This is a genomic window from Actinomadura chokoriensis (assembly GCF_041463665.1).
GTDB classification, from domain to species: domain Bacteria; phylum Actinomycetota; class Actinomycetes; order Streptosporangiales; family Streptosporangiaceae; genus Spirillospora; species Spirillospora chokoriensis_A.
On sequence record NZ_JAXCEJ010000031.1, the window covers coordinates 18,623 to 40,913 of the forward strand.

Sequence of the window (22,291 nt, forward strand, 5' to 3'; positions counted from 1 at the left end):
GTAGGGTCGGACGCCATGAGACATCTCGGCATCCTCGCCCACAGCGCGGAAGGCGCCGCGCTCTGCTTCCGGACCTTCTGCCAGGAGGGCTTCCGCGAGCTGGGCCCGGACGACCATCCGGACGTGACGCTCGACCTCATCGCGCTGGCGCGCAGCATGCCCGCGTGGGACGCCGGCGACCACGACTCGATCAGGGCGATCCTGGCCGAGAGCGTCCGGCGGCTCGCGGCGGCGGGCGCCGACTTCTTCGTGTGCCCGGACAACACCGCGCACATGGCCCTCGAAAGGCCGGGCGGCGACCTGCCGCTGCCCGGCCTGCACATCGCCCAGGTCGTCGCCGGCCGGGCCGCCGCCGACGGCCGGACGCGCGTCGGCGTCCTCGGCACCCGCTACACCATGGACGGCCCCGTCTACCCGCGCGAGCTGGCCGCACGCGGCATCGCCGCCGAGGTCCCCGCGCCCGCCGACCGGGAGACCGTCAACCGGATCATCTTCGACGAGCTGGTCAACGGCGTCTTCACCGAGGAGTCGCGCCGCGAGTACGTCCGGATCATCGACCGGCTCGCCGAACGCGGCTGCGACGCCGTCGCGCTGGTGTGCACCGAGATCCCGCTCCTGGTCACACCCGACGTCTCGCCGCTGCCCACGCTCGACTCCACCCGCCTGCTGGCCCGCGCCGCCTTCGACGTCGCCGTGGGCCGCCGCCCCGTCCCCGCCTGGCGCGGCGGCCCCGCCCCCACTCCCTGAGCCGCCGCGCCCCGACCGGGCACGGCGTCCTCCACGCCTGGCGGCCGACGCTTCGACCGGCGGTGAAATAAACCGTCCCTAGATTCGGGGACATGGAGAACACCGACGTTGTCATCGATCGGTACGCGGCCGTCGTCGCCGTCCTGCGCGACGCCCGGTTCGCCGTCCCGCCCGCCGCCGGCGGGCCGCCCGCGTCGCTCGCCTGGCTCCGGCGGACGGTGTGCCGGTTCAGCGAGGGCACCGAGCACGAGCGCCGCCGCGCCATCGTGGTGGACGCGCTGGACGCCCTCGACCCCGCGCGATCGCGCCGCCGTGCTCGCGACCTCGTGCGGGCCGGCGGCGCGCCGGCCGAGGTTCCGTGCCGCGTGCTCGGCGAGGCCCTCGGCGTCACCGACCTGGACGCCCTGACGGAAGCCGTGCCCGCCGCCGCGTCCGGGTACCTGACCGGCCAGGGGCGCGACGGTGCCGACGCGGCCGTCGCGGTGCTCGTCCGGCTCCTCGGGCCCGGTCCGGACGAGGTGGTCGCGGGCCGCATCGCCGTCCTCCTGCAGGCGTACGAGGCGACGGCGGCGCTGGTGCGCACGGCCCTGCCGTACGCGCGGCGGCCGGAGTCGCGGGCCCGGCCGGTCGAGGACGTCGTCGCCGAGGTCCTGCGGTTCGACCCGCCCGTGCCGGCGATGCGCCGCGTCGCCGTCGAGGACGCCCGCCTGGACGGCCGGGCGATCCCCCGGGGCGCCGTCGTCACGCTGGATCTGCGGGCGGCCAACCGGGATCCCGCCGTGTTCGAGGATCCGGATCGTTTCGATCCCGGGCGGCGGGAACGCGGTCACCTGACCTTCGGGGCGGGCCGGCGGCCCTGTCCCGGCGCCGGCCATGCACTGCACCTGGCCGGTGGCGCGATCGAGGGGATTCTGCACGGAGCGGAGGGTGTCCGGTGAGATTCAGAGACCTGCACTTCCGGGACCGGCCGCTGGTGCTGCCGAACGCCTGGGACTTCGCGAGCGGGGCCGCGCTGGTTCAGGCGGGGTTCCCCGCGATCGGGACGACGAGCCTCGGCGTCGCGGCGGCGGCCGGGAAGCCCGACGCGACCGGCGGCACGCGGGAGGAGACCCTCGCCCTCGCCCGTGCCCTGTCGCGGCTGCCCGTGCCGGTCACCGTCGACGTCGAGGGCGGGTTCTCGGACCGGGCCGCCGATGTGGCCGGGCTCGTCGCCGAACTGGCCTCGCTCGGGATCGCCGGGATCAACCTGGAGGACGGGCGGCCCGACGGGACGCTCGCGCCCCTCGACCACCAGACGGCGGTGATCGCCGCCGTGAAGCGGGCCGCGCCCGGCGTCTTCCTCAATGCCCGCACCGACACGTTCTGGCTGGGCGTCCCCGACCGGGAGGAGACACTGCGGCGGGCGCGCGCCTTCGCGGCGGCCGGGGCGGACGGGGTCTTCGTGCCCGGCATCGTGGAGGACGCCGACATCCGGGCCGTGCTGGAGGCGGCGGGCGTGCCGCTGAACGTCCTGTACCTGCCGGGCAGGACCGAGTATTCGCGGCTCGCGCGGCTGGGCGTGCACCGGGTGAGCACCGGGTCGCTGCTGTTCCGCACGGCGCTGCAGGCGACCGTCGCCGCGGCCCTCGACGTCACCGGGGAGGACGGCAGCCGTCCGGCGCCCTCGTACGGGGACGTCCAGCGGCTCGTCGGTGACCGGTGATCCGGTCGGCGAGGCGCGCCGGCGCGGGCTAGGAGACCGCGTCGATGATCCGGCGGGAGCCGATCCAGCGGGAGCGGTCCGCGGCGTAGTAGGCGGCGCCGTCGGGGCCGGCCGGACCGTCCCGCCACCGCCGCATCCCGAGCTGCAGCGCGATCTCCGCCGACGCCCCGTTGGCCATGTCGATCTCGGCGGTGATCCGGTGCACGCCGACCACCCCGAACGCGTAGTCGAGCACCGCGCGGGACGCCTCGGCGGCCAGGCCCCGCCCCCAGTGGTCCGGGTCCAGGCTGTAGAGGATCTCGACGTCCACGCCGTGGCCGAGCGGCCCCTCGTGGTGGCTGAGCCCGGCGACGCCGATCAGCGGTTCCCCCGGCGCGGACCCGGCGGCGTCTGTACGGGCGGCGTCTGTACCGGCGGCGTCGATCCCGGCGGACCAGCGTGCCGGGCGCAGCGCCCACAGCCCGTAGCCCTCGGTCGCGAAATCCCGCTCGCTCGCTTCGATGATCTCGCTGACCTGGACCGGCGTGACCATCCGGTCGTCGAAGAGATGGCGGCGGACGAGCGGCCCCGTCCAGTGCGTCAGCAGCGCGCGGTGGTCGCGCATCGACACCGGGTGCAGCGCGAGCCGCACCGTGCGCAGCACCTCGCTCATCCCCTGCCCCATTCATGCCCGGCTCCGCCGGGGTGTTCATGCCCGGCTCCGCCGGGGTGTTCATGCCCGGCTCCGCCGGGGCGTCCACGCCCGGTGCCGAAAGGGGCGTCCATGCCCGGCTCCGCCGGGTCGTCGGCGGGCCATTCGGGGGGCTCCTCGCCGTCCGGGACGCCCACCCGGAACACGCGGAGCTGCAGCGCGACCGCCTTGTAGTAGCCGACGAGCGTGACGAGCTCGACGACGGCGGCGCGGCCGAGCGTCGCGACCGCCTCGGTGAACACGGCGTCGGCGAGGTCGTCCTCGGCGGCGAGCTGCCGGGCCGCCTCGTAGACGACGCGCTCGCGGACGTCGCCGAACATGGGCGCGCGGCCCTCCCGCAGCGCGTCCGTCTCCGCTTCGGCGAGACCGTGGCGGCGGCCGATCCGCTCGTGCGCGTACCACTCGTAGTCGGAGCGGACGTGCGCGGCGACGACCAGCGTGGCGATCTCCCGCTCCCGTTTGGTGAACGCCGTCCGGAAGCGCAGCGCGGCGCCGAGGTCCTGCAGGGGCAGCCCGACGGACGGGCTGTAGAGCATGGCGTTGAACGGGCCGTGGAGCCGCCCGACGTCGTCGGCGAGCCCGAACGGCGGGGTGCGGCCGGCAGCGCGGGGGCCGCCCGTCACCGCCTCGTACACGGCCCGCTGCTCGTCGCTGAGCATGCCGGGGAGCAGCAGCGGCAGCCTGGTGGAGGACGGGTCGCGCCGGGGTCGATCGTTGACGCGCTCACCGCTCACGGGGTCGATCACTTACCGCACGCTAGGCGGTCGGCGCGGACGGCTCAACCCCCGGTCCGGAATGTGAAACCCCCGGCACACGGTGACGTAGCGGTCGCGTAACACGCGTCGGGGAGCCTGACCGTCGACCGCACCCGGCACGAACGGGGCCGCCCGCCCCCCGAGAGGAACGTTCCATGCCGCTGTTCCGCATCCGCACCGAGATAGAGGACAGGCCCGGCCGCCTGGCCCTGCTCACCGCCGCGCTGGGCCGGCGCGGCGCCAACATCCTCGGCCTCTCCGTCCAGATGGACGCCGAAGGGGTGGTGGACGAGTTCATCGTCGACGTCCCGCGCGGCGGCGCCGACGCGCGGGCCCTCGCCGAGACGCTCGGCGCTGCGGGCGGGGCCCGCACCGCCGTCCTTCCCGCGCGCCCGCACGAACTGGTGGACGAGCCGACCCGCGCCCTCGTCCTCGTGGCCCGGCTGCGGGCCGAGCCGCACGCCCTGCCCGAGGTCCTGGGCGAGCTGCTGCGCGCCGACGAGGCGGGCTGGGCCGGCGCGCCGGATGCGGACGAACCGGATGCAGGCGAACCGGATGCAGGCGAACCGGATGCAGGCGAACCGGACAGGCGCGTCCTCGACGTCCCGGTGCGCGGCCGCCGCGTCCGGCTGCGCAGGTACGGCCTGCCGTTCACCGCGACCGAGGCCGCGCGCGCGGACGCGCTGGTGCGGGCCGTGCTGCCCGCCGCGCCGCGCCGCGCCGCCCGCCGCCGGATGACGCTCAGCGACGGCACGCAGGTGGTCGCCCGGCCGATCGACCGGCGCGACGCGGACGCGGTCCGGGCGATGCACGAGCGCTGCTCGCTCGACAGCCGCAGGCTGCGGTACTTCAGCCCGAAGCCCTTCCCGCCGCGGCGGACGATCGAGCGGTTCTGCGACCCCGCGCACGGCCTGACGCTGGTCGCCGAGGGCGCGGACGGGTCGCTGATCGCACTGGCGCACCTCATCCACGTCCTCGACCCGGGCGTCGCGGAGGTGGCGTTCCTGGTGGAGGACGCCTGGCAGGGGCGCGGGCTCGGCCGCGGGCTCACCGAACTGCTGCTGGCGGTGGCGCGCGACCGCGGCCTGGTGGAGCTGCGCGCGACGGTGCTGAGCGACAACGTCCGGATGCGGCGGCTGCTCACCTCGTTCGGCGGCCGGACGCGGCGCACCGACGACACCGCGGTCCTGGAGATCAGGCTGCGGCCCGGCGGCCGTCCCGCCTGGCCGGAGGCGCTGGCAGGATGGCCGGGTGACCGGCATCTATGACGATCCCTGGGCGTACGAGCTGGCGTGCTCGTTCCGCGACGTGGCCGCCGAGGTGGAGGTCCTGCTCGGCTGGTGCGCCGAGCGGGGCGTGAAGCCCGCGTCGGTGCTGGAGCTGGCCGCCGGGCCGGCCGAGCACGCCCGCGAGTTCGCGCGCCGCGGCCTGGCCGCGACGGCGCTCGACCTGAACCCGGAGATGTGCGCCTACGCCGCCCGGGCCGGCGCCGGCATCGGCGCCGGCATCGAAGTCGTCCAGGACGACATGACCCGGTTCGACCTGGGTCGCCGGTTCGACCTCGTGGTGACGATGCTCGACTCCACGTCCCACCTCATGACGCTGGACGCGTTCGTCGCGCACCTGCGCCGCGTCGCCGCGCACCTGTCCCCCGGCGGCCTCTACATCCTGGAGATGTCGCACCCTCGGGACCGGCTCGGCGACGAGCCGAGCGTCAGCACCGGCTGGACGGTCGAGCGCGGCGGCGTCCGGGCGAGCGTGCGGTGGGGCGAGCCGTCCGACCGGCTCGACCCGGTCACGCAGATCGCCGACGACCACGTCACGATGACGATCACGGAAGGGGACCGCACGCGGGTCGTGCGCGACGTCGTCCCCTACCGCTTCTGGACGGCCACCGAACTGGACGCCGCGCTCCGCCTCGCCGGCGGCCTCGACGTGGTGGCGCAGTACGGCGACTTCGGGACCGGCGAGGACGCCGTGCCGCTCACCGATCCCGAAGCCTGGCGCATGATCACGATCCTGCGCGGCGCCCGGACCTAGCGGCCCTCGGGCGCGGGCGCCCAGCCGGGCATCGGGTAGGACGCCAGCAGTTCCCGGATCTGGCCCGCGACGCGTTCGACGACCGCCTCCTCCTGCCTGGCGGCGGCCTGCACGACCTCGTCGATCCACGCCGCCACCTGCGGCATCCACTCCTCGCAGAGCCCGCGGGTGGTGATCGCGGCGGTGCCGATCCGCAGCCCGGACGGGTCGAACGGCTTGCGCGGGTCGAACGGTACGGCGTTGTAGTTCAGCTCGATCCCCGCGCGGTCGAGGGCCTGCGCGGCGGGCTTGCCCGCGACGCCCTTGTTCGTCAGGTCGATCAGGATGAGGTGGTTGTCGGTGCCGCCGGTGACCAGGTCGTAGCCGCGGTCGGTCAGCGCGGCGGCCAGCACCTTCGCGTTCGCGACGATCTGCCGGGCGTACCGGGAGAAGTCCGGCCGGGCCGCCTCCTTCAGCGCGACGGCGATCGCCGCGGTCGTGTGGTCGTGCGGGCCGCCCTGCAGCCCGGGGAAGACCGCCCTGTCGATCGCCTTCGCGTGCTCGGCCGTCGACAGGATCATGGCGCCGCGCGGGCCGCGCAGCGTCTTGTGCGTCGTCGTGGTGACCACGTCCGCGTGCCCGATCGGGGACGGGTGGGCGCCGCCCGCGATCAGGCCGGCGATGTGCGCGACGTCGGCGGCGAGCACCGCGCCCGCCTCCCGCGCGATCTCCGCGAACGCGGGGAAGTCGATCGTGCGCGGGATCGCGGTGCCGCCGCACCAGATCAGCTTCGGCCGCTCCCGCAGCGCGAGGTCGCGCACCTGGTCCATGTCGACGCGGCCGGTGTCGGCGCGCACGTCGTAGCGGACGGGCCGGAACCATCTGCCGGTGGCCGACACCGACCAGCCGTGCGTGAGGTGCCCGCCCATCGGCAGCGACAGCCCCATGACCGGGTCGCCCGGCTCCAGGAACGCCATGTAGACGGCGAGGTTCGCGGGCGCCCCCGAGTACGGCTGGACGTTGGCGTGCTCGGCGCCGAACACCTCCTTCGCCCGCCGGATCGCCAGCAGCTCGATCGGATCGACGTTCTGCTGGCCCTCGTAGTACCGCTTGCCCGCGTAGCCCTCGGAGTACTTGTTCGTCAGCACCGAGCCGGTGGCCTCCAGGACCGCCGGCGACACGTAGTTCTCGGAGGCGATCAGCCGCAGCTTCTCGTACTGGCGGCGGGCCTCGGCCTCCACCAGCCCGGCGATCTCGGGGTCCTGGTCGTGCAGATGGGGGACGGGCGGTGCGTGCATCGTGAGCCTCCGCGCTGCTCGCGCCGGGACTTCGGGCGCCCCGGCGAAGGGGACCCGTACACCCAGGCGCGCGGCGTGCGGACTAGTTTCGCTCCCCGGTGGTCAACTCCACCTCGACTGCGCCAGTCACGTGCGCGCCATCATACCGGCCGGCCGCGAGGAGCGGCGGCCGCCTGCGACACCGCACGGGGGGACGACCCGCTCCCGAACCGCGTACGGCCCGGCCCTCGTCGGGGCCGGGCCGTACGCCGCCTGCGCGAAGATCAGGGTCAGCGGGCCGCGGCCTCCATGGCCTTCTTCACCGCGGCGCGCTTCTGGCGGAGCTTGGCGAGCGCCTCCTCGAGGATGGCCTCGCCGTCCTCGTCGCTGCGGCGCTCCTTCACGTAGGCCAGGTGCGTCTTGTAGGGCTCGGTCTTCGGCGGGGCCGGGGGGTTCTCCGAGTCCTGGCCGGCGGGGAACCCGCAGCGCGGGCAGTCCCAGGTCTCGGGGACCGCGACGTCCGTCGCGAAGCTGGGGCGGGTCTCGTGCCGGTTGGCGCAGTAGAAGGTCACCCAGACACGGGGGGCGGCGTCGCCGCGCTCCGCCTCTCCCATCGGACCGGCCCCGACACGGCTGCCCCGAATCGCGTTGCCACTACCCACGGATAACTCCTCGCTCGGTGTTCCGCCGCCGCCCGTGACCTCCTGGGACGGCGCGGCGATCGCATGTTTCGGACGGGTGGCTCAGCCGACGCCCTTGTGCTTGAACAGCAGCCCCAGCACGACGATCGAGGCGAACCACAGCACCCCGACGCCGATCGTCAGCCGGTCGAGGTTGCGCTCGACCACGGACGACCCGCCCAGGGACGACGAGACTCCGCCGCCGAACATGTCCGACAGCCCGCCGCCCTTGCCCTTGTGCATCAGGACGAGGACCACCATCAGCAGGCTCGCGACGATGAGCACGATGGACGTTGCGATGATCACGATTCTTCAGCGCCTTTGTCTGTGGGTCGGTGTCTGTTGGTCGGGACGGAGGGGCGCGCCGGGCGGTTTACCCGTCAGCTACGAAGGGTACGACGAACTACCCGCTGGTTCGGCAAGAACCCCCAGTTCAAGCAGAATTGATCAGTTTTGATCAGACGGGGAGATCCCGGTACCGGCAGATTTTGACGAACTCTCCCGGGTCCAGGCTGGCACCGCCGACCAGAGCGCCGTCCACGTCGTCCTGCGCCATGAGCTTGGCGATGTTCCCGCCCTTGACCGAACCGCCGTACAGAATACGCGCTTCGTCGGCCACTCCGCCGTCGTACAGGTCGGCGAGCCGCGTCCGGATCGCGGCGCACACCTCCTGCGCGTCCTGCGGGGTGGCGACCTCGCCGGTGCCGATGGCCCAGACGGGCTCGTAGGCGATCACGGTGCGCCGCGCCTGGTCGGCCGTGATCTTCTCCAGGCCGCCGTCGAGCTGCGCGAGGCAGTGCGCGACGTGCTCGCCCGCCTTGCGGACCTCCAGGCCCTCGCCCACGCACAGGATCGGGGTGAGGTCGGCGGCGAGCGCGGCCCTGGCCTTGGCGTTGACGACCGCGTCGTCCTCCGCGTGGTACTGGCGGCGCTCGGAGTGCCCGACCACGGCGTAGGTGCAGCCGAGCTTGGCGAGCATCGCCGCGGAGATCTCGCCGGTGTAGGCGCCGGAGGCGTGCTGGGAGACGTCCTGCGCGCCGTACTGGATGGCGAGCCGGTCGGCGTCGATCAGCGTCTGCACGGAGCGGATCGCGGTGAACGGCGGGATGACGGCGACGTCGACGGCGTCGAAGTCGGGCTCCTTGAGCGCGAACGCCATCTTCTGGACGAGCGCGATCGCCTCGAGGTGGTTGTTGTTCATCTTCCAGTTGCCGGCCATCAGCGGCTTGCGGGAAGGGGTAGCGGGGGCCATCGGTCAGTCCTCCAGAGCCTGCAGGCCGGGCAGCGTCTTGCCTTCGAGGTATTCGAGGCTGGCGCCGCCGCCGGTCGAGATGTGGGAGAAGGCGGCCTCGTCGAAGCCGAGCCGGCGGACGGCCGCGGCCGAGTCGCCGCCGCCGACCACGGTGAACGCGCCGGAGTCGATGAGGCCCTGCGCGACCGCGCGGGTGCCGTGCGAGTACGGCTCCATCTCGAACACGCCCATGGGGCCGTTCCAGAACACCGTCCGGGCGTCGGCGAGGCGCGAGGCGAACAGCTTGCCGGACTCGGGGCCGATGTCGAGGCCGAGCCGGTCGGCCGGGATCGCGTCGGCGGCGACCACGGCGTGGTCGGCGTCGGCCGCGAACGCGGTGGCCGCGACGATGTCGACGGGCAGGACGAACTCGACTCCGGTCTCCTCGGCCCGCCGCAGGTAGTCGCGGACGGTGTCGAGCTGGTCCTCCTCCAGCAGGCTCTCGCCGACCTCGTGGCCCTGGGCCTTGAGGAAGGTGAACACCATGCCGCCGCCGATCAGGATGCGGTCGGCCTTGCCGAGCAGGTTGTCGATCACGCCGAGCTTGTCGGACACCTTGGAGCCGCCGAGCGCGACCGCGTAGGGGCGCTCGACGTCCTCGGTGAGCCGCTTCAGCACCTCGACCTCGGCGGCGATCAGCCCGCCGGCGGCGTGCGGGAGCCGCCGCGGCACGTCGTAGACGGAGGCGTGCTTCCGGTGCACGGCGCCGAACCCGTCGCCGACGTAGATCTCGGCGAGCGCGGCCAGCCGGTCGGCCAGCGCGCCGCGCTCGGCGTCGTCCTTGCTGGTCTCGCCCGGCTCGAAGCGCAGGTTCTCCAGCAGCGCGACGCCGCCGTCCGCGAGGCCCTCGGCGGCGGCGCGGGCGGAGTCGCCGACGACGTCGGAGGCGAACGTCACGTCCGTGCCGAGCAGCTCGCCGAGCCGCCGCGCGACGGGCGCCAGCGAGAACTCGGGCTTGACCTGGCCCTTGGGACGGCCGAGGTGGGCGCAGACGATGACCCTGGCGCCCCTGGTCCGCAGCGCCTCGATCGTCGGGAGGCTGGCCCGGATCCGCCCGTCGTCGGTGATCCGGCCGTCCTCCAGCGGGACGTTGAGGTCCGCGCGGACCAGCACCCGCCTCCCGGCGACGTCGAGGTCGTCAATGGTGCGCATCGGAATGCGAAGTCCTTCCGTACACGGCCGCGCCGTGGCCGCGCGCGTCCTGCGCGGCCACGGCGGCGACGGCTTCGGTTACAGCTGCGAGCCGACGAGCTTGACGAGGTCGACGAGGCGGTTGGAGTAGCCCCACTCGTTGTCGTACCAGCCGACGACCTTGACCTGGTCGCCGATGACCTTGGTCAGCCCGGAGTCGTAGATGCACGACGCGGGGTCGGTGACGATGTCGCTGGAGACGATCGGGTCGTCGGTGTAGGTGAGGTAGCCCTTCAGCGCGCCCTCGGCGGCCTTCTTGAACGCCTCGTTGACCTCCTCGACCGTGACCTCGCGGGACACGTTGACGGTCAGGTCGGTGGCGGAGCCGGTCGGCACCGGGACGCGCAGCGCGTAGCCGTCCAGCTTGCCCTTCAGCTCGGGCAGCACGAGGCCGATCGCCTTGGCGGCGCCGGTGGAGGTCGGGACGACGTTCAGCGCGGCGGCGCGGGCGCGGCGCAGGTCCTTGTGCGGCGCGTCCTGCAGGTTCTGGTCCTGCGTGTAGGCGTGCACGGTCGTCATCAGGCCCTTCTCGATGACGAAGTTGTCGTGCAGGACCTTCGCCAGCGGGGCCAGGCAGTTGGTGGTGCAGGACGCGTTGGAGATCACCGTGTGCTTGGCCGGGTCGTACTGGTCGTCGTTGACGCCGAGGACGAGGGTGACGTCCTCGTTCTTCGCCGGCGCGGAGATGATCACCTTCTTGGCGCCGTTGTCGGCGTGCACCTTGGCCTTGGTGGCGTCGGTGAAGAAGCCGGTCGACTCCACGACGATGTCGGCGCCGACGTCGCTCCACTTCAGGTTGGCGGGGTCGCGCTCGGCGAACGCCTTGATCGCCTTGCCGCCCACGACGATCTCGTCGGCGGTGGCGCGCACCTCCTCGGGGAAGCGGCCGAGGATGCTGTCGTACTTGAGCAACTGGGCGAGCGTGGCGTTGTCGGTCAGGTCGTTGACCGCCACGATCTCGATGTCGGCCCCGCTCGCCTTGACGGCGCGGTAGAAGTTGCGGCCGATCCGGCCGAACCCGTTGATGCCTACTCGGATGGTCACGGAACGGCTCTCCCTCACGTCGTGTCGCCCGGTGCGCCCGGACTGCCAACTGCGGTATCCCGGGGCTCTCCCCGCCTTCGACCCTATCCAATGACTCGGCAGTAGCCCGACACCGGTGGTGTGGGTTTCACGGGTGATTCAGCCGTCCCCCGGCCGGGGGGTTCCTCCGCTTCCACCCCAGCTCACGACATTCGTCGATCATCACTACACTCGCCGTCCATGCGGCGCGGGTGGTCTGTCCTGGTGATCGGTGCTCTACTCGCGTGCCTCCCCGCGCCCGCCTCGGCGGCCCCGCTCGAGCGTGCCGAGCAGGTGAGCCGGATCGACCACCTCACCGCCGAACTGCGCCGTGACCCCGTCTATGTCACAGATCACGCGCCGCGTGCGGTGCCGGAGGACGCGGCCCAGCGGATCAAGAAGGCCGTCGCCCGGCTCGGCGTCCCCGCCTACGTCGCGGTGACGCCGGCCCGGCTCGCCGACGGCTACGGGACGGAGGACCTCGTCCCGCTGCTGCACGACGACCTCGGCCGCCCCGGCGTCTACATCGTGGCGGACCCGACGAGCTCGTCGTTCTCCGCCGTCCAGTACGGCGGCGCGACGCTCCCGGTGCAGGACGCGGTGTGGGCCACCTGGTCGGAACTGCCCTCCGATGCGGGCGCGGTCGCGATGGTCGAACGGTTCGTGGAGATCGCCCTGTCCGGCCATGCCGAGGAGCGGCGGGAGCGCGCCGGGCCGAGACCGAAGTCGAAGGTGCGCATCGCCCTTGACGCCCGCGACCGGTCGGAACGCGAGGCGAGCCGCGCGGAATGGCGAGCGTTCGCCGGTGGGACCACGCTCAGCGGCGCAGCGCTCCTGCTCCTCCTCGTCCTCTATCGGCGGAGGACGGCACGGGCCAAGACGGCCCAGGCCGGGAAGACCCAGGCCGGGAAGACGCACGCCAGGAAGGCGCAGGCCGAGAAAATGCGAGGCAAGACCGCCAGGCCGGGTTCCGCGGCGCAGCGGAAGAAGCGGGGGAAGCGCCGGTGAACGCCGTCACCCGGTTCCTGGTCCTCGCGGCCCTCGCCGTCGTCCCGCCGCTGCTCGCGGTGGCGCCCGCGGCCGCGGGCGAGCCGATCCCCGCATACGCGCGGCACAGGCTGGACCGCGTCGCGGCGGCGCTCGCCAAGGACCCTCTCTTCGTCGACCCGGACATGTCCACGGCGCTGGACCAGGCCGGCCGCGCCCGCGTCCGGGCGGCGATGGAATCGGCGGCGAGCGGGCTCGGCACGCCCGTCTATGTGGTGGTGATCCCCAACCACCAGGAGTCGGAGAGCCAGGGCAGGGACGACGTGCTCCTGCACGGGCTCCATGAAAGGCTCCGCCGCGACGGCCTCTACCTGCTGGTCAACTCCGCCGCCTGGTTCGAGGAGGAGGCGTTCGGCGTGCCGCGCCGGCTGTACTCCATCGACGACGAGCGCACGGACCGGCCCGCCGACGGCGACAACCGCTTCGCCGACCTGGCCGACCGGCTCTCCGCCCGGCTGCAGATCATCCGGGACGCGCCGTCCAGACCTGCGAGCACCCCCAGCCTCTACACCACGCCCGACCCGTTCGGGCAGGAGGACAGGTTGCGGTCGGTCGAGCCCGAGACCAAGGCCCCCTTCCTCACCGGCCTGCTGCTCGCCGGCCCGGTCGCCGGCCTCACGCTGTACGGCGCGGGCGTGGGCGCCGCCGCGTACCGGAGGCGGCGCCGCGCACCCCGTGCCACCGCCGCCGGCGGAGCCGTCGAGGCCCATCCGGGCGCGCCCGCCGAGCCGTCCGTGAAATGGCTGCGCCGCACGGGCGGCAGGGAACTGGACCGGCTGCGCACCCTGCTGCCCGAGAGCACCGGGAACCCGGGCCGCGAGTACGCGGTGTCCGCCTACGACGCCGCGCAGATCCTCTACGACGACGCGGGCGACGATCCCGGCAAGTCGCTCGACCTCGCCGGTGCGATCGTCCTGGCACGGCTGGGACGGGCGGCCCTCGCCCAGAAGACCGCGACGCCGCCGGCACCGTGCTTCGTCAACCCGTTGCACGGCCAGTCGACGCAGAACCGGAAGACGCAGCTGGGCGAGCCGCGGCCCAGGCGGCGCCGCGTCTGCGCCTCGTGCGGCAGCCGGAGCACGACGGCGCTGACCGCGCGTGAACTGAAGGTCCCCGGCCCGGACGGGCCGCGCCCCCACCACACCATCGCCGGGGTCTGGAAGGACACCGCCTTCGGGGCCGACGGCGATCTGATCCGGCGCATCCAGGAGTATCTCGGTGTCGAGTGAACCGTCCCCCGGCGAGCGGCTGGCCGCGGCGCTGCGGCGCTCCCCCATCTACGTCGACCCGTCCCTGGCCTCCGCGCTGCCCGAGGCGGACCGCGCGCGGCTCATCGCCAAGTTCCGCAAGCTCTCCGTGCCCGTGTTCGTCGTCCTCGTCCCGCTGGTCAAAGGCGGGACCTGGAGCGACGACGAGCAGCTGGCGACGGTCGTGCACGCGAAACTCGGCCGGGACGGCGTCTACATCACGTTCAGCGACATCGGAGACGACCTGCGGGCGAAGGAGTTCGGCGGCGAGCACCAGGCCCGCTACGCCGCCTGGGCGGTGTCCTTCGACCGCTCCATGGACGACGCGTCGCTCGCGACCCGGCTCGACCGCATCGCCGATCTCATGGTGTCGGGCAACGCCAAGAAGGAGTACGACCGCCAGTCGGCGGCGATCCAGAAACGCGTCGAGGAGCGCCGTGCTGAAGAGGAGCCCAGGTCCGGCGACTCGTCCGTGCTCCCGCTCACGCTCGGCGCCGCGGGCATCGCGGCCGCCGGAATCGGCGGCCTCCTGCTGTGGCGGCGGCGCCGGATGGCGGCGACGTCCCGCGGCGACAGCGCCCTGCTGATGCCCCGGACGGTGTTCTCCACGGCGAAGCGCGCCGGGGAGGACCAGCTCCGCGAGCAGACGGCGCGGGAGGTCATCGCCTTCGGCGAACTCCTCGACACCACGGACGTGCCCGTCTCCGGGGAACGGACCGGCGAGCTGATGACGCGGGCGCTGGACGCCTACCAGGCGGCCGGCAAGACGCTGGACCGGGCGCGCGGCATCCCGGACCTCGCGGGCGTCCTGGTCCTGCTCGACCAGGGCCGCGACGCCCTCGCGTCCGCGCAGGCCGTCGCCGCGGGCAGGCCGGAGATCCCGCCGAGCCCGCTCTGCTTCTTCAACCCGCTGCACGGTGACGCGGCCACCAGGATCGAGTGGCGCCCCATCGGCTCCCGGCGCCGCCTCCGCGTCCACGCCTGCCGCGACTGCGCCCGCGCCGCCCGCACGAAGGAGACCCCCGACATCCTGACGGACCGCCGCGACGGCCGCGACGTCCCCTACTTCGAGGCCGACCCGTCCCAGAGCGTCTGGGCCGAGACCGGCTACGGGCAGCTGCGCGACGACCTGATCCACCGGGTCCTCAGAGGCGACTGAGTCCGCCTACGGCGCGAGCATGTCCGCCGTCAGGTTGGCGTCGGTGCCGGGGATGCCCTGGTCGCCGGCGCGCTTGTCGGCCATGGCGAGGAGGCGGCGGATCCGGCCGGCGATGGCGTCCTTGGTGAGGGGCGGGTCGGCGAGCTGGCCGAGTTCCTCCAGGGACGCCTGCTTGTGCTCCAGGCGGAGGCGGCCCGCGTTGACCAGGTGCTCGGGGGCGTCGTCGCCGAGGATCTCCAGGGCGCGGGCGACGCGGGCGCCGGCGGCGACGGCGGCGCGGGCGGAGCGGCGCAGGTTGGCGTCGTCGAAGTTGGCGAGCCGGTTGGCGGTGGCCCGGACCTCGCGGCGCATCCGGCGCTCCTCCCAGGCGAGGACGCTGTCGTGCGCGCCGAGCCGGGTGAGCAGGGCGCTGATCGCGTCGCCGTCGCGGACGACGACGCGGTCCACGCCGCGGACCTCGCGGGCCTTGGCGTGGATCTTGAGCCGGCGGGCGGCGCCGACCAGGGCGAGCGCGGCCTCGGGGCCGGGGCAGGTCACCTCCAGCGACATGGACCGGCCGGGCTCGGTGAGGGAGCCGTGCGCGAGGAACGCGCCGCGCCAGGCCGACTCGGCGTCGCAGGCCGCCCCCGCGACCACGTGCCGGGGCAACCCGCGGACGGGCCGGCCGTTGCCGTCGATGAGCCCGGTCTGCCGGGCGAGCGACTCGCCGTCCCGGAAGACGCGGACGACGTAGCGGTTGCCCTTGCGCAGGCCGCTCGGCGCCAGCACGACGACCTCGGAGGTGTGCCCGAACACCTCCGCGATGTCCTTGATCAGGCGCCGGGCCGCGACCCCGGTGTCGATCTCGGCCTCGATCACGATGCGCCCGCTGACCAGGTGCAGGCCCCCCGCGAACCGCAGCAGCGTCGAGACCTCTGCCTTGCGGCAGCACGGCTTCATGACCGTGAGCCTGCTCAGCTCGTCCTTGACCACACCGGTCATCGCCATCTGATGAACCCTCCCCCTAATGGACTTCCAGCAGTGTGGCCGATTCCGGCCCCGCGGGTCGTCAGTCGTCAAAGATCTGTACGAAGGCTTGGGCCAGCCGGGCGGGTTCATGACGCGGCGAGCCGTCGTCGGCGGCGACGTCGGCGAGGACGAGCCGCCCGCCGAGGGCCTGGACGGCTTTGTCGAGCGCCGCCGGGTCGTCCACCACGCCGCGGTCGGCGAGGACGACGTCGATGCGCAGGTCCGGGGCGTGCGCCTGCAGGACCTCCAGATGGGTCTGCGGCGAGAAGTCGTCGGTCTCGCCGGGCTGCGGCGCGAGGTTCAGCGCGACCACCCGGCGGGCGCGGGCGGTGGTGAGGGCGCGGGCCAGCGCGGGCACCTTCAGGTGCGGCAGGACGCTGGTGAACCAGGAGCCGGGGCCGAACACGATCCAGTCGGCGTCGTCGACGGCGGCGAGCGCCTCCGGGCACGCGGGCGGGTCGGCCGGGACGAGCGACACCCCGAGCACGCCGCCCGGCGTCCTCGCGCACGCCACCTGCCCCTTGACCTGCGTGATCTCGTCCGGCCTGGAGGGGTCGGCGCCGCGCACCTCGGCGACGATGTCCATCGGGACGGCCGCCATCGGCAGGACGCGGCCGTGCGCGCCGAGCAGCCGGCCGACCCAGTCGAGGCCCGTGACGGTCGAGGCGGGCGCGTCCGCGCCGCCGAGCAGCTCCCACAGCGCGACGATCAGCAGGTTGCCGACGGCGTGACCCTGCAGGTCGCCCTCGCTGCGGAAGCGGTGCTGGACGACGTCGCGCCAGGTCTGGCCCCATTCGTCGTCGCCGCACAGGGCGGCGAGCGCCATCCGCAGGTCGCCGGGCGGCAGCACGCCGAGCTCACGGCGGAGCCGCCCGCTGGAGCCGCCGTCGTCGGCGACGGTGACGATCGCGGTCAGCCGGTCGGTGACGTTGCGCAGCGCCGACAGCGAGGCGTAGAGGCCGTGGCCCCCGCCGAGCGCGACGACCTTCGGGCCCGCGTTCGAGCCAGGGGGCTTCACCGTGCCGTAACTCTCCTCGTCCGGGTCCCGCGGGTGGTCATTCGCGGCCGAGGTCACGGTGGGCGACCTGCACCTCGATGCCCTCGTCCCGCAGCCGGGCGGCGATCTGTTCCGCCATGGCCACACTACGGTGTTTCCCGCCGGTGCATCCCACGGCGAGGGTCACGTAGTGCTTGCCCTCGCGCTCGTAGCCGTCGGCGAGCAGCCGCAGGACCTCGGCGTAGGCGTCCAGGAACTCCTTGGCGCCGTGCTGCCCGAGGACGTAGTCGCGGACGGCGGTGTCGCGGCCCGTCTTCGGCCGCAGCTCCGGCACCCAGTGCGGGTTCGGCAGGAACCGGCAGTCGACGACGAGGTCGGCGTCGACCGGCAGGCCGTACTTGTAGCCGAACGACACGACGGTCGCGCGCAGGCTGGACTCGCCGGTGTCGTTGCCGAAGAATCCGATGATCTTGTTGCGCAGCTCGTGCACGTTGAGGCCGCTCGTGTCGATCACCAGGTCGGCCTCGGCGCGGACCTCGCGGACCAGCTCCCGCTCGCGGGCGATGCCGTCCACCAGGCGGCCGTCGCCCTGCAGCGGGTGCGGGCGCCGGACGCTCTCGAAACGGCGCACGAGGTCGGCGTCGCTCGCCTCCAGGAACACCACCCGCGGGTGGACGCCGCGGGCCTCCAGCTCGGCGATCGAGGAGTGCAGGTCCTCGGTGAAGGCGCGGCTGCGCACGTCCACCACGACGGCGATGCGGGGCACCGCGTCCTTTACCCGGCCGCCGAGGTCGGCCATCGTGGCCAGCAGCCCCGGCGGCAGGTTGTCGACCACGAACCAGTCGAGGTCCTCCAGGGACTTGGCCGCGGTGCTGCGGCCCGCCCCGGACATGCCGGTGACGATCACGATGTCCGGGATCTTGGTCTCGCTGGTCATGCCCGTCTCCCCCTGTGCTCCCCGTCGCCCGCCGCGGCACCGCCCGCTGCGGCACCGCCCGCCGCGGGCGCTGTGCCGCCGTGCAGTGCCGCGACGATGCTCTGCGCGCTGCGCGTGCCGATTCCCGGGACCTCGGCGACCTGCTCGGGCGTCGCGTCCCGCAGCCGTTTCAGCGAACCGAAGTGCTTCAGCAGCGCCGCGCGCCGCGCCGGGCCCAGACCCGGTACGTTATCGAGTTCGCTGGCGGTCATGGACTTGGACCGCCGCTGCCGGTGGAAGGCGATGGCGAAGCGGTGCGCCTCGTCGCGCACCCGCTGGACGAGGAACATGCCCTCGCTGTTGCGCGGCAGGATGACGGGATCGCCTTCGCCGGGCAGCCACAGCTCCTCCAGCCGCTTGGCGATGCCGCAGACCGCGATGTCGTCGACGCCCAGCTCGTCCAGGGCGCGCCGGGCGGCGGCGACCTGCGGCGCGCCGCCGTCGACGATCACCAGGTTGGGCGGGTAGGCGAACTTGCGCGGCTTCCCGGTCTCGGGGTCGATCGGCTGGTGGGCGCCCTCGTCCTCGGGGTCGCCCAGGTGGTCCAGCTCGCCCATCTTCTCGCTCTCGGCGAGGTAGCGCCTGAACCGGCGGGTGATCACCTCGTGGACGGAGCGGACGTCGTCCTGCCCCTCGACGGCCTTGATCGTGAACCGGCGGTACTCGCTCTTGCGGGCCAGGCCGTCCTCGAACACGACCATGGACGCGACCACGTTGGTGCCCTGCAGGTTGGAGACGTCGTAGCACTCGATGCGCAGCGGCGCCTCGTCCAGTTCGAGGGCGTCCTGGAGCTCCTGGAGCGCCCGGCTGCGGGTGGTGAGGTCGGACGCGCGGCGCGTCTTGTGCTGCTTCAGCGCCTCGTGGGCGTTGCGCGCGACCGTCTCCAGCAGGGCCTTCTTGTCGCCGCGCTGCGGGACGCGCAGCCGGACCGGTCCGTCGCGCCGCTCGGCGAGCAGCTCGGTCATGGCGTCCTCCTCGGGCGGCAGGGCCGGGACGAGGACCTCGCGGGGCACCGACTCGCTCTCGCTGTAGATCTGGATGAGGAAGTTCTCGACGAGGTCGGCGGTGGTGACCTCCTCGACCTTGTCGACCACCCAGCCGCGCTGCCCGCGGATGCGGCCGCCGCGCACGTAGAACACCTGGACGGCGGCCTCCAGCTCGTCCTCGGCGAAGGCGATCATGTCGCAGTCGGTGGTGTCGGGCAGGACGACGGCCTGCTTCTCCAGGGCGCGCTCCAGCGCGCGGACGTCGTCGCGGAGCCGGGCGGCGCGCTCGTACTCCTGGGACGCGGCGGCCTCGCGCATGTCGCGTTCGAGGCGCTTGATGAACCGGGTCGTGTTGCCCGCCATGAAGTCGCAGAAGTCCTCGGCGAGCAGGCGGTGCTCGTCCGGGGAGACGCGGCCGACGCAGGGCGCGGAGCACTTGCCGATGTAGCCGAGCAGGCAGGGGCGGTCGAGCTGGTGCTGCCGCTTGAACACGCCGGCGCTGCACGTCCGGACGGGGAACACGCGCAGCAGCTGGTCGACCGTCTCGCGGATCGCCCACGCGTGCGAGTACGGCCCGAAGTAGCGCACGCCCTTGCGTTTGGCGCCCCGCATCACCATCACCCTCGGGAACTCCTCGTTCAGGGTGACGGCGAGATACGGATAGGACTTGTCGTCGCGGTAGCGGACGTTGAACCGGGGGTCGAACTCCTTGATCCAGGAGTATTCGAGCTGGAGGGCCTCGACCTCGGTGCCGACGACCGTCCAGTCGACCCTGGCGGCGGTCTGCACCATCGTCTGCGTGCGGGGGTGCAGCGCGGAGAAGTCGGTGAAGTAGGAGTTCAGGCGCGAGCGCAGGCTCTTCGCCTTGCCCACGTAGATGACCCGGCCGTGCTCGTCGCGGAATCGGTACACCCCGGGGGACTCCGGAACGGAGCCCGGGGCGGGTCGGTAGGTCGCCGGATCTGCCACGCTCAAAAGCCTAATGGGCGGCACCGACAGCCGGACGCCGCGCGCGTCCCGTCCGCGCACGGGCAACCGGACAAGGTGATATAGATCTCCCTTTTTGGACCGGATGACCGCAAAGCGCTGGGAAAGGGAACGTCGGACGAAGGTTTCCGATCAGCCGAGGGGGTCGTTGCGCACGTGTCCGCGCTCTGGGCATGGGTCGTCCTGGCGGCCGTCGTCGCCACGTCCGTGATCGTCGTCGAGGGAGGCCGGCGCCTGCTCGCCGGCCGGATGTCGGCCCGCTGGCCGGGGGCCGGCCGCGTCGCCCGCCGCTGCGCCGCCCCCGCGTTCGCGTTCGCGGTGGTGGTCAGCACCAACGCCGCGATGCCGTACCACCTGATGCACGGCGAGGCCGAGGACGCCGTCCGGCACGCGCTGCGGATCGCCGCCATCGGCGCCGCCACCTGGCTGGTGCTGCGGATCGGCTACGCGCTGAGCGACCCGCCGCTGACCCGGCTGATGAACATCGAGGGCGAGCGCAACCGGCGGGCCAGGCGCGCCCGCAACCAGATGATGCTGCTGCGCCGGATCGCGGCCGTGCTGATCGTGATCCTCGCGGTGGGCGCCGCGCTGTTCACCTTCCCCGGCGTCCGGGCGGTCGGCGCCGGGGTGCTCGCCTCCGCGGGCGTCGCCGGGCTCGTCGTCGGCATCGCGGCCCGGCCCACGCTCGGCAACCTGCTCGCCGGGCTGCAGCTGGCGTTCAGCGACGCGCTGCGGCTGGACGACATCGTGGTCACCCAGGACATCTGGGGGCGGGTCGAGGAGCTGACGCTGTCGTACGTGGTGCTGCGGCTCTGGGACGACCGGCGGATGATCTTCCCGGTGTCGCACTTCACCGAGCAGCCGTTCGAGAACTGGACCCGGCACTCCAGCCGGCTGCTCGGCTCGGTGGAGCTGCACGTGGACTGGACGGTCCCGGTCGAGGAACTGCGGGCCGAGCTGTACTCGGCGCTGAAGGACAACCCGCTGTGGGACCGCCGCGAGTGGGTGCTCCAGGTCGTGGAGACCCTGCCGAACGGGCTGGTCACGCTGCGGGCGCTGATGAGCGCCGCCGACTCGGCGAGCACCTGGGACCTGCGCTGCGACGTGCGGGAGCATCTCGTCGCCTACGTCCGCGAGCACCATCCGGAGGCGCTCCCCCGGTTCCGCGTGGGCGCCGAGCCCGTGGCCGACGGCGCGAACGGCGCGGGCGCGTCCCCGGACGGGGATGCGCCGCCCGCGGCCCCGCATCCCGGCCCGCGGACGGCGGGCGGCGCCTCGTCCGGCGTGAACGCGCCCGACGACCCCGACGGCGGCCGGGCCGTCCCCCACGGGGACGGCCCGGCGCAGCCGGGTTCGAAGGCGAAGTCGCTCAGGCGAGCATGATCTTGTCGCCCTGGACGGTGACCTTCCTCGCCTTCAGGGGCTCGTCCGCGGGCGGGTTCACCACCGAACCATCGGTGATCTTGAACTTGCTGCCGTGGCAGGGGCAGTTGATCGTCCCGCCGGACACCGATCCGACGCTGCAGCCCCGGTGCGTGCACGTCGCGGAGAACGCCGTGAACTGGCCCTGCCGCGGCTGGCACACGACGACCTTGGCGTCCTCGAAGACCTTGCCGCCCCCGACCGGGATCTCACCGGCAGACGCGAGCGCGGCGCCCGAACCATCGGCGCCGCCGCCCGCGGAGGAGCCGGAGCCCGCGTCCGAGCCGCCCGCGTCGTCGCCGTCCCCGGACCCGCCGCACGCGGCCGCGAGCCCGGCCACGCCCGCGATCCCCGCCCCGATGAGCAGGCCCCTGCGGGTGCGGCCGGGTTCGGCCCCCGGCGCCTGCTCCGTCCCGTCGGCCTGCGTCTCGGACCCCTGTGGCATGCTCGCCCCTCCGGTGCACTGTCGGTTCCTTCACGTCACCGGTTAGCACGTACGGGAGGGCGGGATGGTTCAAACCAGAACCAAATCGGCCGGGCTCAGGTGACGACGATGCCGCCGTTCTGGACCTGGACCGGGTACTCCTTGAGCGGCTGCGCCGCCGGCCCCTTCGTCACCGACCCGTCCGCGATCTTGAACTCGCTGCCGTGGCACGGGCACTTGATCTGCCCGTTCGCGACGCTGCCCACCGTGCAGCCCTGGTGCGGGCACACCGCCGTGAACGCCTTGAAGGAGCCCTGGCTGGGCTGCGTCACCACGACCTTCTCGTCCCCGTAGATCTTCCCGCCGCCGACCGGGACGTCGGCTGCCTTGGCGATCTCCTTGCCCTTGAGGTCCGCGGCGGACTTCTCCTCGTTGCCCGAGGCGCACCCCGCGAGCGCGGTCGCCCCGACGACGGCCGCCCCGCCGCACAGGACCACACGGCGCCCGACGGCCCCGGCCTCGACGGCCCCACCCGTCATGTTGTCTCCCATGCGTCCATCTTGGTGCACGTCCTCCGATGCCCCGTCCCGGCCCCCGGAGCCGTGGCGCACGAGACCGACCCG

23 protein-coding genes and 1 riboswitch are annotated in these 22,291 nt (G+C 73.4%); of the genes, 9 read left to right on the top strand and 14 right to left on the bottom strand.

The genetic code is table 11. The annotated features are described in order from the left end of the window. The first annotated feature begins 15 nt into the window (after window positions 1–15). The 3 genes from SM418_RS33335 (at window position 16) to SM418_RS33345 (ending at window position 2,449) form a co-directional block, all read left to right on the top strand. On the top strand, window positions 16–747 hold the full coding sequence (locus SM418_RS33335) for an aspartate/glutamate racemase family protein (protein WP_371945501.1): 732 nt from the start codon (window positions 16–18) through the stop codon (window positions 745–747). A gap of 92 nt (window positions 748–839) precedes the next feature. Beyond that, complete coding sequence (locus SM418_RS33340) at window positions 840–1,685, top strand: cytochrome P450 (protein WP_371945500.1); 846 nt, start codon at window positions 840–842, stop codon at window positions 1,683–1,685. Beyond that, a complete protein-coding gene (locus tag SM418_RS33345; protein ID WP_371945499.1) occupies window positions 1,682–2,449 on the top strand; it encodes an isocitrate lyase/PEP mutase family protein in 768 nt (255 codons plus the stop codon). The genes SM418_RS33340 and SM418_RS33345 overlap by 4 nt, the downstream gene beginning before the upstream one ends. 28 nt (window positions 2,450–2,477) lie before the next feature. Here SM418_RS33345 and SM418_RS33350 read toward each other — a convergent pair whose 3' ends face one another. Both SM418_RS33350 and SM418_RS33355 read right to left on the bottom strand, forming a co-directional pair. Continuing rightward, complete coding sequence (locus tag SM418_RS33350; RefSeq protein WP_371945498.1) at window positions 2,478–3,101, bottom strand: GNAT family N-acetyltransferase; 624 nt, start codon at window positions 3,099–3,101, stop codon at window positions 2,478–2,480. After that, a complete protein-coding gene (locus SM418_RS33355) occupies window positions 3,098–3,886 on the bottom strand; it encodes a carboxymuconolactone decarboxylase family protein (protein ID WP_371945497.1) in 789 nt (262 codons plus the stop codon). Before SM418_RS33355 ends, SM418_RS33350 begins: the two co-directional genes overlap by 4 nt. 164 nt (window positions 3,887–4,050) lie before the next feature. Here SM418_RS33355 and SM418_RS33360 point away from each other — a divergent pair, with 164 nt between their 5' ends. Further along, the gene (locus SM418_RS33360; RefSeq protein WP_371945496.1) at window positions 4,051–5,163 is read left to right on the top strand and encodes a GNAT family N-acetyltransferase; all 1,113 of its coding nucleotides are present in this window, start codon (window positions 4,051–4,053) and stop codon (window positions 5,161–5,163) included. Continuing rightward, a complete protein-coding gene (locus SM418_RS33365; RefSeq protein ID WP_371945495.1) occupies window positions 5,147–5,935 on the top strand; it encodes a class I SAM-dependent methyltransferase in 789 nt (262 codons plus the stop codon). The genes SM418_RS33360 and SM418_RS33365 overlap by 17 nt, the downstream gene beginning before the upstream one ends. Here the strand turns inward: SM418_RS33365 and glyA are convergent. From glyA to gap, 6 genes are all read right to left on the bottom strand, one after another. Further along, a complete protein-coding gene (glyA, locus tag SM418_RS33370; protein WP_371945494.1) occupies window positions 5,932–7,212 on the bottom strand; it encodes a serine hydroxymethyltransferase in 1,281 nt (426 codons plus the stop codon). The two genes, SM418_RS33365 and glyA, sit on opposite strands and share 4 nt — an antisense overlap. A gap of 53 nt (window positions 7,213–7,265) precedes the next feature. Then, window positions 7,266–7,352, bottom strand: a riboswitch (ZMP/ZTP riboswitch). Window positions 7,353–7,481: 129 nt separating this feature from the next. Further along, on the bottom strand, window positions 7,482–7,853 hold the full coding sequence (locus SM418_RS33375) for an RNA polymerase-binding protein RbpA (RefSeq protein WP_371945493.1): 372 nt from the start codon (window positions 7,851–7,853) through the stop codon (window positions 7,482–7,484). A gap of 81 nt (window positions 7,854–7,934) precedes the next feature. Then, complete coding sequence (secG, locus tag SM418_RS33380; protein WP_371945492.1) at window positions 7,935–8,177, bottom strand: preprotein translocase subunit SecG; 243 nt, start codon at window positions 8,175–8,177, stop codon at window positions 7,935–7,937. A gap of 151 nt (window positions 8,178–8,328) precedes the next feature. Then, on the bottom strand, window positions 8,329–9,123 hold the full coding sequence (gene tpiA, locus SM418_RS33385; protein ID WP_371945491.1) for a triose-phosphate isomerase: 795 nt from the start codon (window positions 9,121–9,123) through the stop codon (window positions 8,329–8,331). A gap of 3 nt (window positions 9,124–9,126) precedes the next feature. Continuing rightward, window positions 9,127–10,314, bottom strand: a complete 1,188-nt coding sequence (locus SM418_RS33390; RefSeq protein WP_371945490.1) for a phosphoglycerate kinase — start codon at window positions 10,312–10,314, stop codon at window positions 9,127–9,129. Between the two features lie 78 nt (window positions 10,315–10,392). Continuing rightward, entirely contained in the window at window positions 10,393–11,397 is a 1,005-nt protein-coding gene (gene gap, locus SM418_RS33395; RefSeq protein ID WP_371945489.1) for a type I glyceraldehyde-3-phosphate dehydrogenase, read from the bottom strand. 219 nt (window positions 11,398–11,616) lie between these two features. Between gap and SM418_RS33400 the strand changes: the two genes are divergently transcribed. Genes SM418_RS33400 through SM418_RS33410 form a run of 3 tightly spaced genes read left to right on the top strand, consistent with a single transcriptional unit; the run spans window position 11,617 to window position 14,868 of the window. After that, window positions 11,617–12,423, top strand: a complete 807-nt coding sequence (locus tag SM418_RS33400) for a hypothetical protein (RefSeq protein ID WP_371945488.1) — start codon at window positions 11,617–11,619, stop codon at window positions 12,421–12,423. Continuing rightward, window positions 12,420–13,691: a hypothetical protein gene (locus tag SM418_RS33405; RefSeq protein WP_371945487.1), complete on the top strand. Its 1,272-nt coding sequence runs from the start codon at window positions 12,420–12,422 to the stop codon at window positions 13,689–13,691. Before SM418_RS33400 ends, SM418_RS33405 begins: the two co-directional genes overlap by 4 nt. Beyond that, complete coding sequence (locus SM418_RS33410) at window positions 13,681–14,868, top strand: hypothetical protein (RefSeq protein WP_371945486.1); 1,188 nt, start codon at window positions 13,681–13,683, stop codon at window positions 14,866–14,868. The genes SM418_RS33405 and SM418_RS33410 overlap by 11 nt, the downstream gene beginning before the upstream one ends. A gap of 6 nt (window positions 14,869–14,874) precedes the next feature. Here the strand turns inward: SM418_RS33410 and whiA are convergent, their stop codons facing one another. The 4 genes from whiA to uvrC all read right to left on the bottom strand — a co-directional run bounded on the left by whiA (window position 14,875) and on the right by uvrC (window position 19,804). Then, window positions 14,875–15,855 (bottom strand): DNA-binding protein WhiA, encoded by a 981-nt coding sequence (gene whiA / locus SM418_RS33415; RefSeq protein ID WP_371945485.1) that lies wholly within the window; start codon window positions 15,853–15,855, stop codon window positions 14,875–14,877. 61 nt (window positions 15,856–15,916) lie between these two features. Beyond that, window positions 15,917–16,894, bottom strand: coding sequence for a gluconeogenesis factor YvcK family protein (locus SM418_RS33420; RefSeq protein ID WP_371945525.1), 978 nt, complete (start codon window positions 16,892–16,894; stop codon window positions 15,917–15,919). A 37-nt stretch (window positions 16,895–16,931) separates the two neighbouring features. Beyond that, window positions 16,932–17,810, bottom strand: coding sequence for an RNase adapter RapZ (gene rapZ / locus SM418_RS33425; RefSeq protein ID WP_371945484.1), 879 nt, complete (start codon window positions 17,808–17,810; stop codon window positions 16,932–16,934). Next, window positions 17,807–19,804 (bottom strand): excinuclease ABC subunit UvrC, encoded by a 1,998-nt coding sequence (uvrC, locus tag SM418_RS33430; protein WP_371945483.1) that lies wholly within the window; start codon window positions 19,802–19,804, stop codon window positions 17,807–17,809. The genes rapZ and uvrC overlap by 4 nt, the downstream gene beginning before the upstream one ends. Window positions 19,805–19,978: 174 nt before the next feature. On the opposite strand from uvrC, the gene SM418_RS33435 reads away from it, so the two are divergent. Further along, on the top strand, window positions 19,979–21,205 hold the full coding sequence (locus tag SM418_RS33435) for a mechanosensitive ion channel family protein (RefSeq protein WP_371945482.1): 1,227 nt from the start codon (window positions 19,979–19,981) through the stop codon (window positions 21,203–21,205). Here SM418_RS33435 and SM418_RS33440 read toward each other — a convergent pair. Further along, a complete protein-coding gene (locus tag SM418_RS33440) occupies window positions 21,192–21,689 on the bottom strand; it encodes a Rieske (2Fe-2S) protein (protein ID WP_371945481.1) in 498 nt (165 codons plus the stop codon). The genes SM418_RS33435 and SM418_RS33440 overlap by 14 nt on opposite strands. A gap of 95 nt (window positions 21,690–21,784) precedes the next feature. Continuing rightward, window positions 21,785–22,219 carry a Rieske (2Fe-2S) protein gene (locus SM418_RS33445; RefSeq protein ID WP_371945480.1) on the bottom strand — a complete coding sequence of 145 codons (435 nt, stop codon included), beginning with the start codon at window positions 22,217–22,219 and terminating at the stop codon, window positions 21,785–21,787. Between the last annotated feature and the right edge of the window lie 72 nt (window positions 22,220–22,291).

What these genes read in the sequence shown, in the direction of transcription:
- SM418_RS33335 (WP_371945501.1), top strand. Translation starts at nt 16, where the DNA reads ATGAGACATCTCGGCATCCTCGCCCACAGCGCGGAAGGCGCCGCGCTC.
- SM418_RS33340 (WP_371945500.1), top strand. Translation starts at nt 840, where the DNA reads ATGGAGAACACCGACGTTGTCATCGATCGGTACGCGGCCGTCGTCGCC.
- SM418_RS33350 (WP_371945498.1), bottom strand. Translation starts at nt 3,101, where the DNA reads ATGAGCGAGGTGCTGCGCACGGTGCGGCTCGCGCTGCACCCGGTGTCG.
- SM418_RS33360 (WP_371945496.1), top strand. Translation starts at nt 4,051, where the DNA reads ATGCCGCTGTTCCGCATCCGCACCGAGATAGAGGACAGGCCCGGCCGC.
- glyA (WP_371945494.1), bottom strand. Translation starts at nt 7,212, where the DNA reads ATGCACGCACCGCCCGTCCCCCATCTGCACGACCAGGACCCCGAGATC.
- tpiA (WP_371945491.1), bottom strand. Translation starts at nt 9,123, where the DNA reads ATGGCCCCCGCTACCCCTTCCCGCAAGCCGCTGATGGCCGGCAACTGG.
- SM418_RS33390 (WP_371945490.1), bottom strand. Translation starts at nt 10,314, where the DNA reads ATGCGCACCATTGACGACCTCGACGTCGCCGGGAGGCGGGTGCTGGTC.
- SM418_RS33400 (WP_371945488.1), top strand. Translation starts at nt 11,617, where the DNA reads ATGCGGCGCGGGTGGTCTGTCCTGGTGATCGGTGCTCTACTCGCGTGC.
- whiA (WP_371945485.1), bottom strand. Translation starts at nt 15,855, where the DNA reads ATGGCGATGACCGGTGTGGTCAAGGACGAGCTGAGCAGGCTCACGGTC.
- rapZ (WP_371945484.1), bottom strand. Translation starts at nt 17,810, where the DNA reads ATGACCAGCGAGACCAAGATCCCGGACATCGTGATCGTCACCGGCATG.
- SM418_RS33440 (WP_371945481.1), bottom strand. Translation starts at nt 21,689, where the DNA reads ATGCCACAGGGGTCCGAGACGCAGGCCGACGGGACGGAGCAGGCGCCG.
- SM418_RS33445 (WP_371945480.1), bottom strand. Translation starts at nt 22,219, where the DNA reads ATGGGAGACAACATGACGGGTGGGGCCGTCGAGGCCGGGGCCGTCGGG.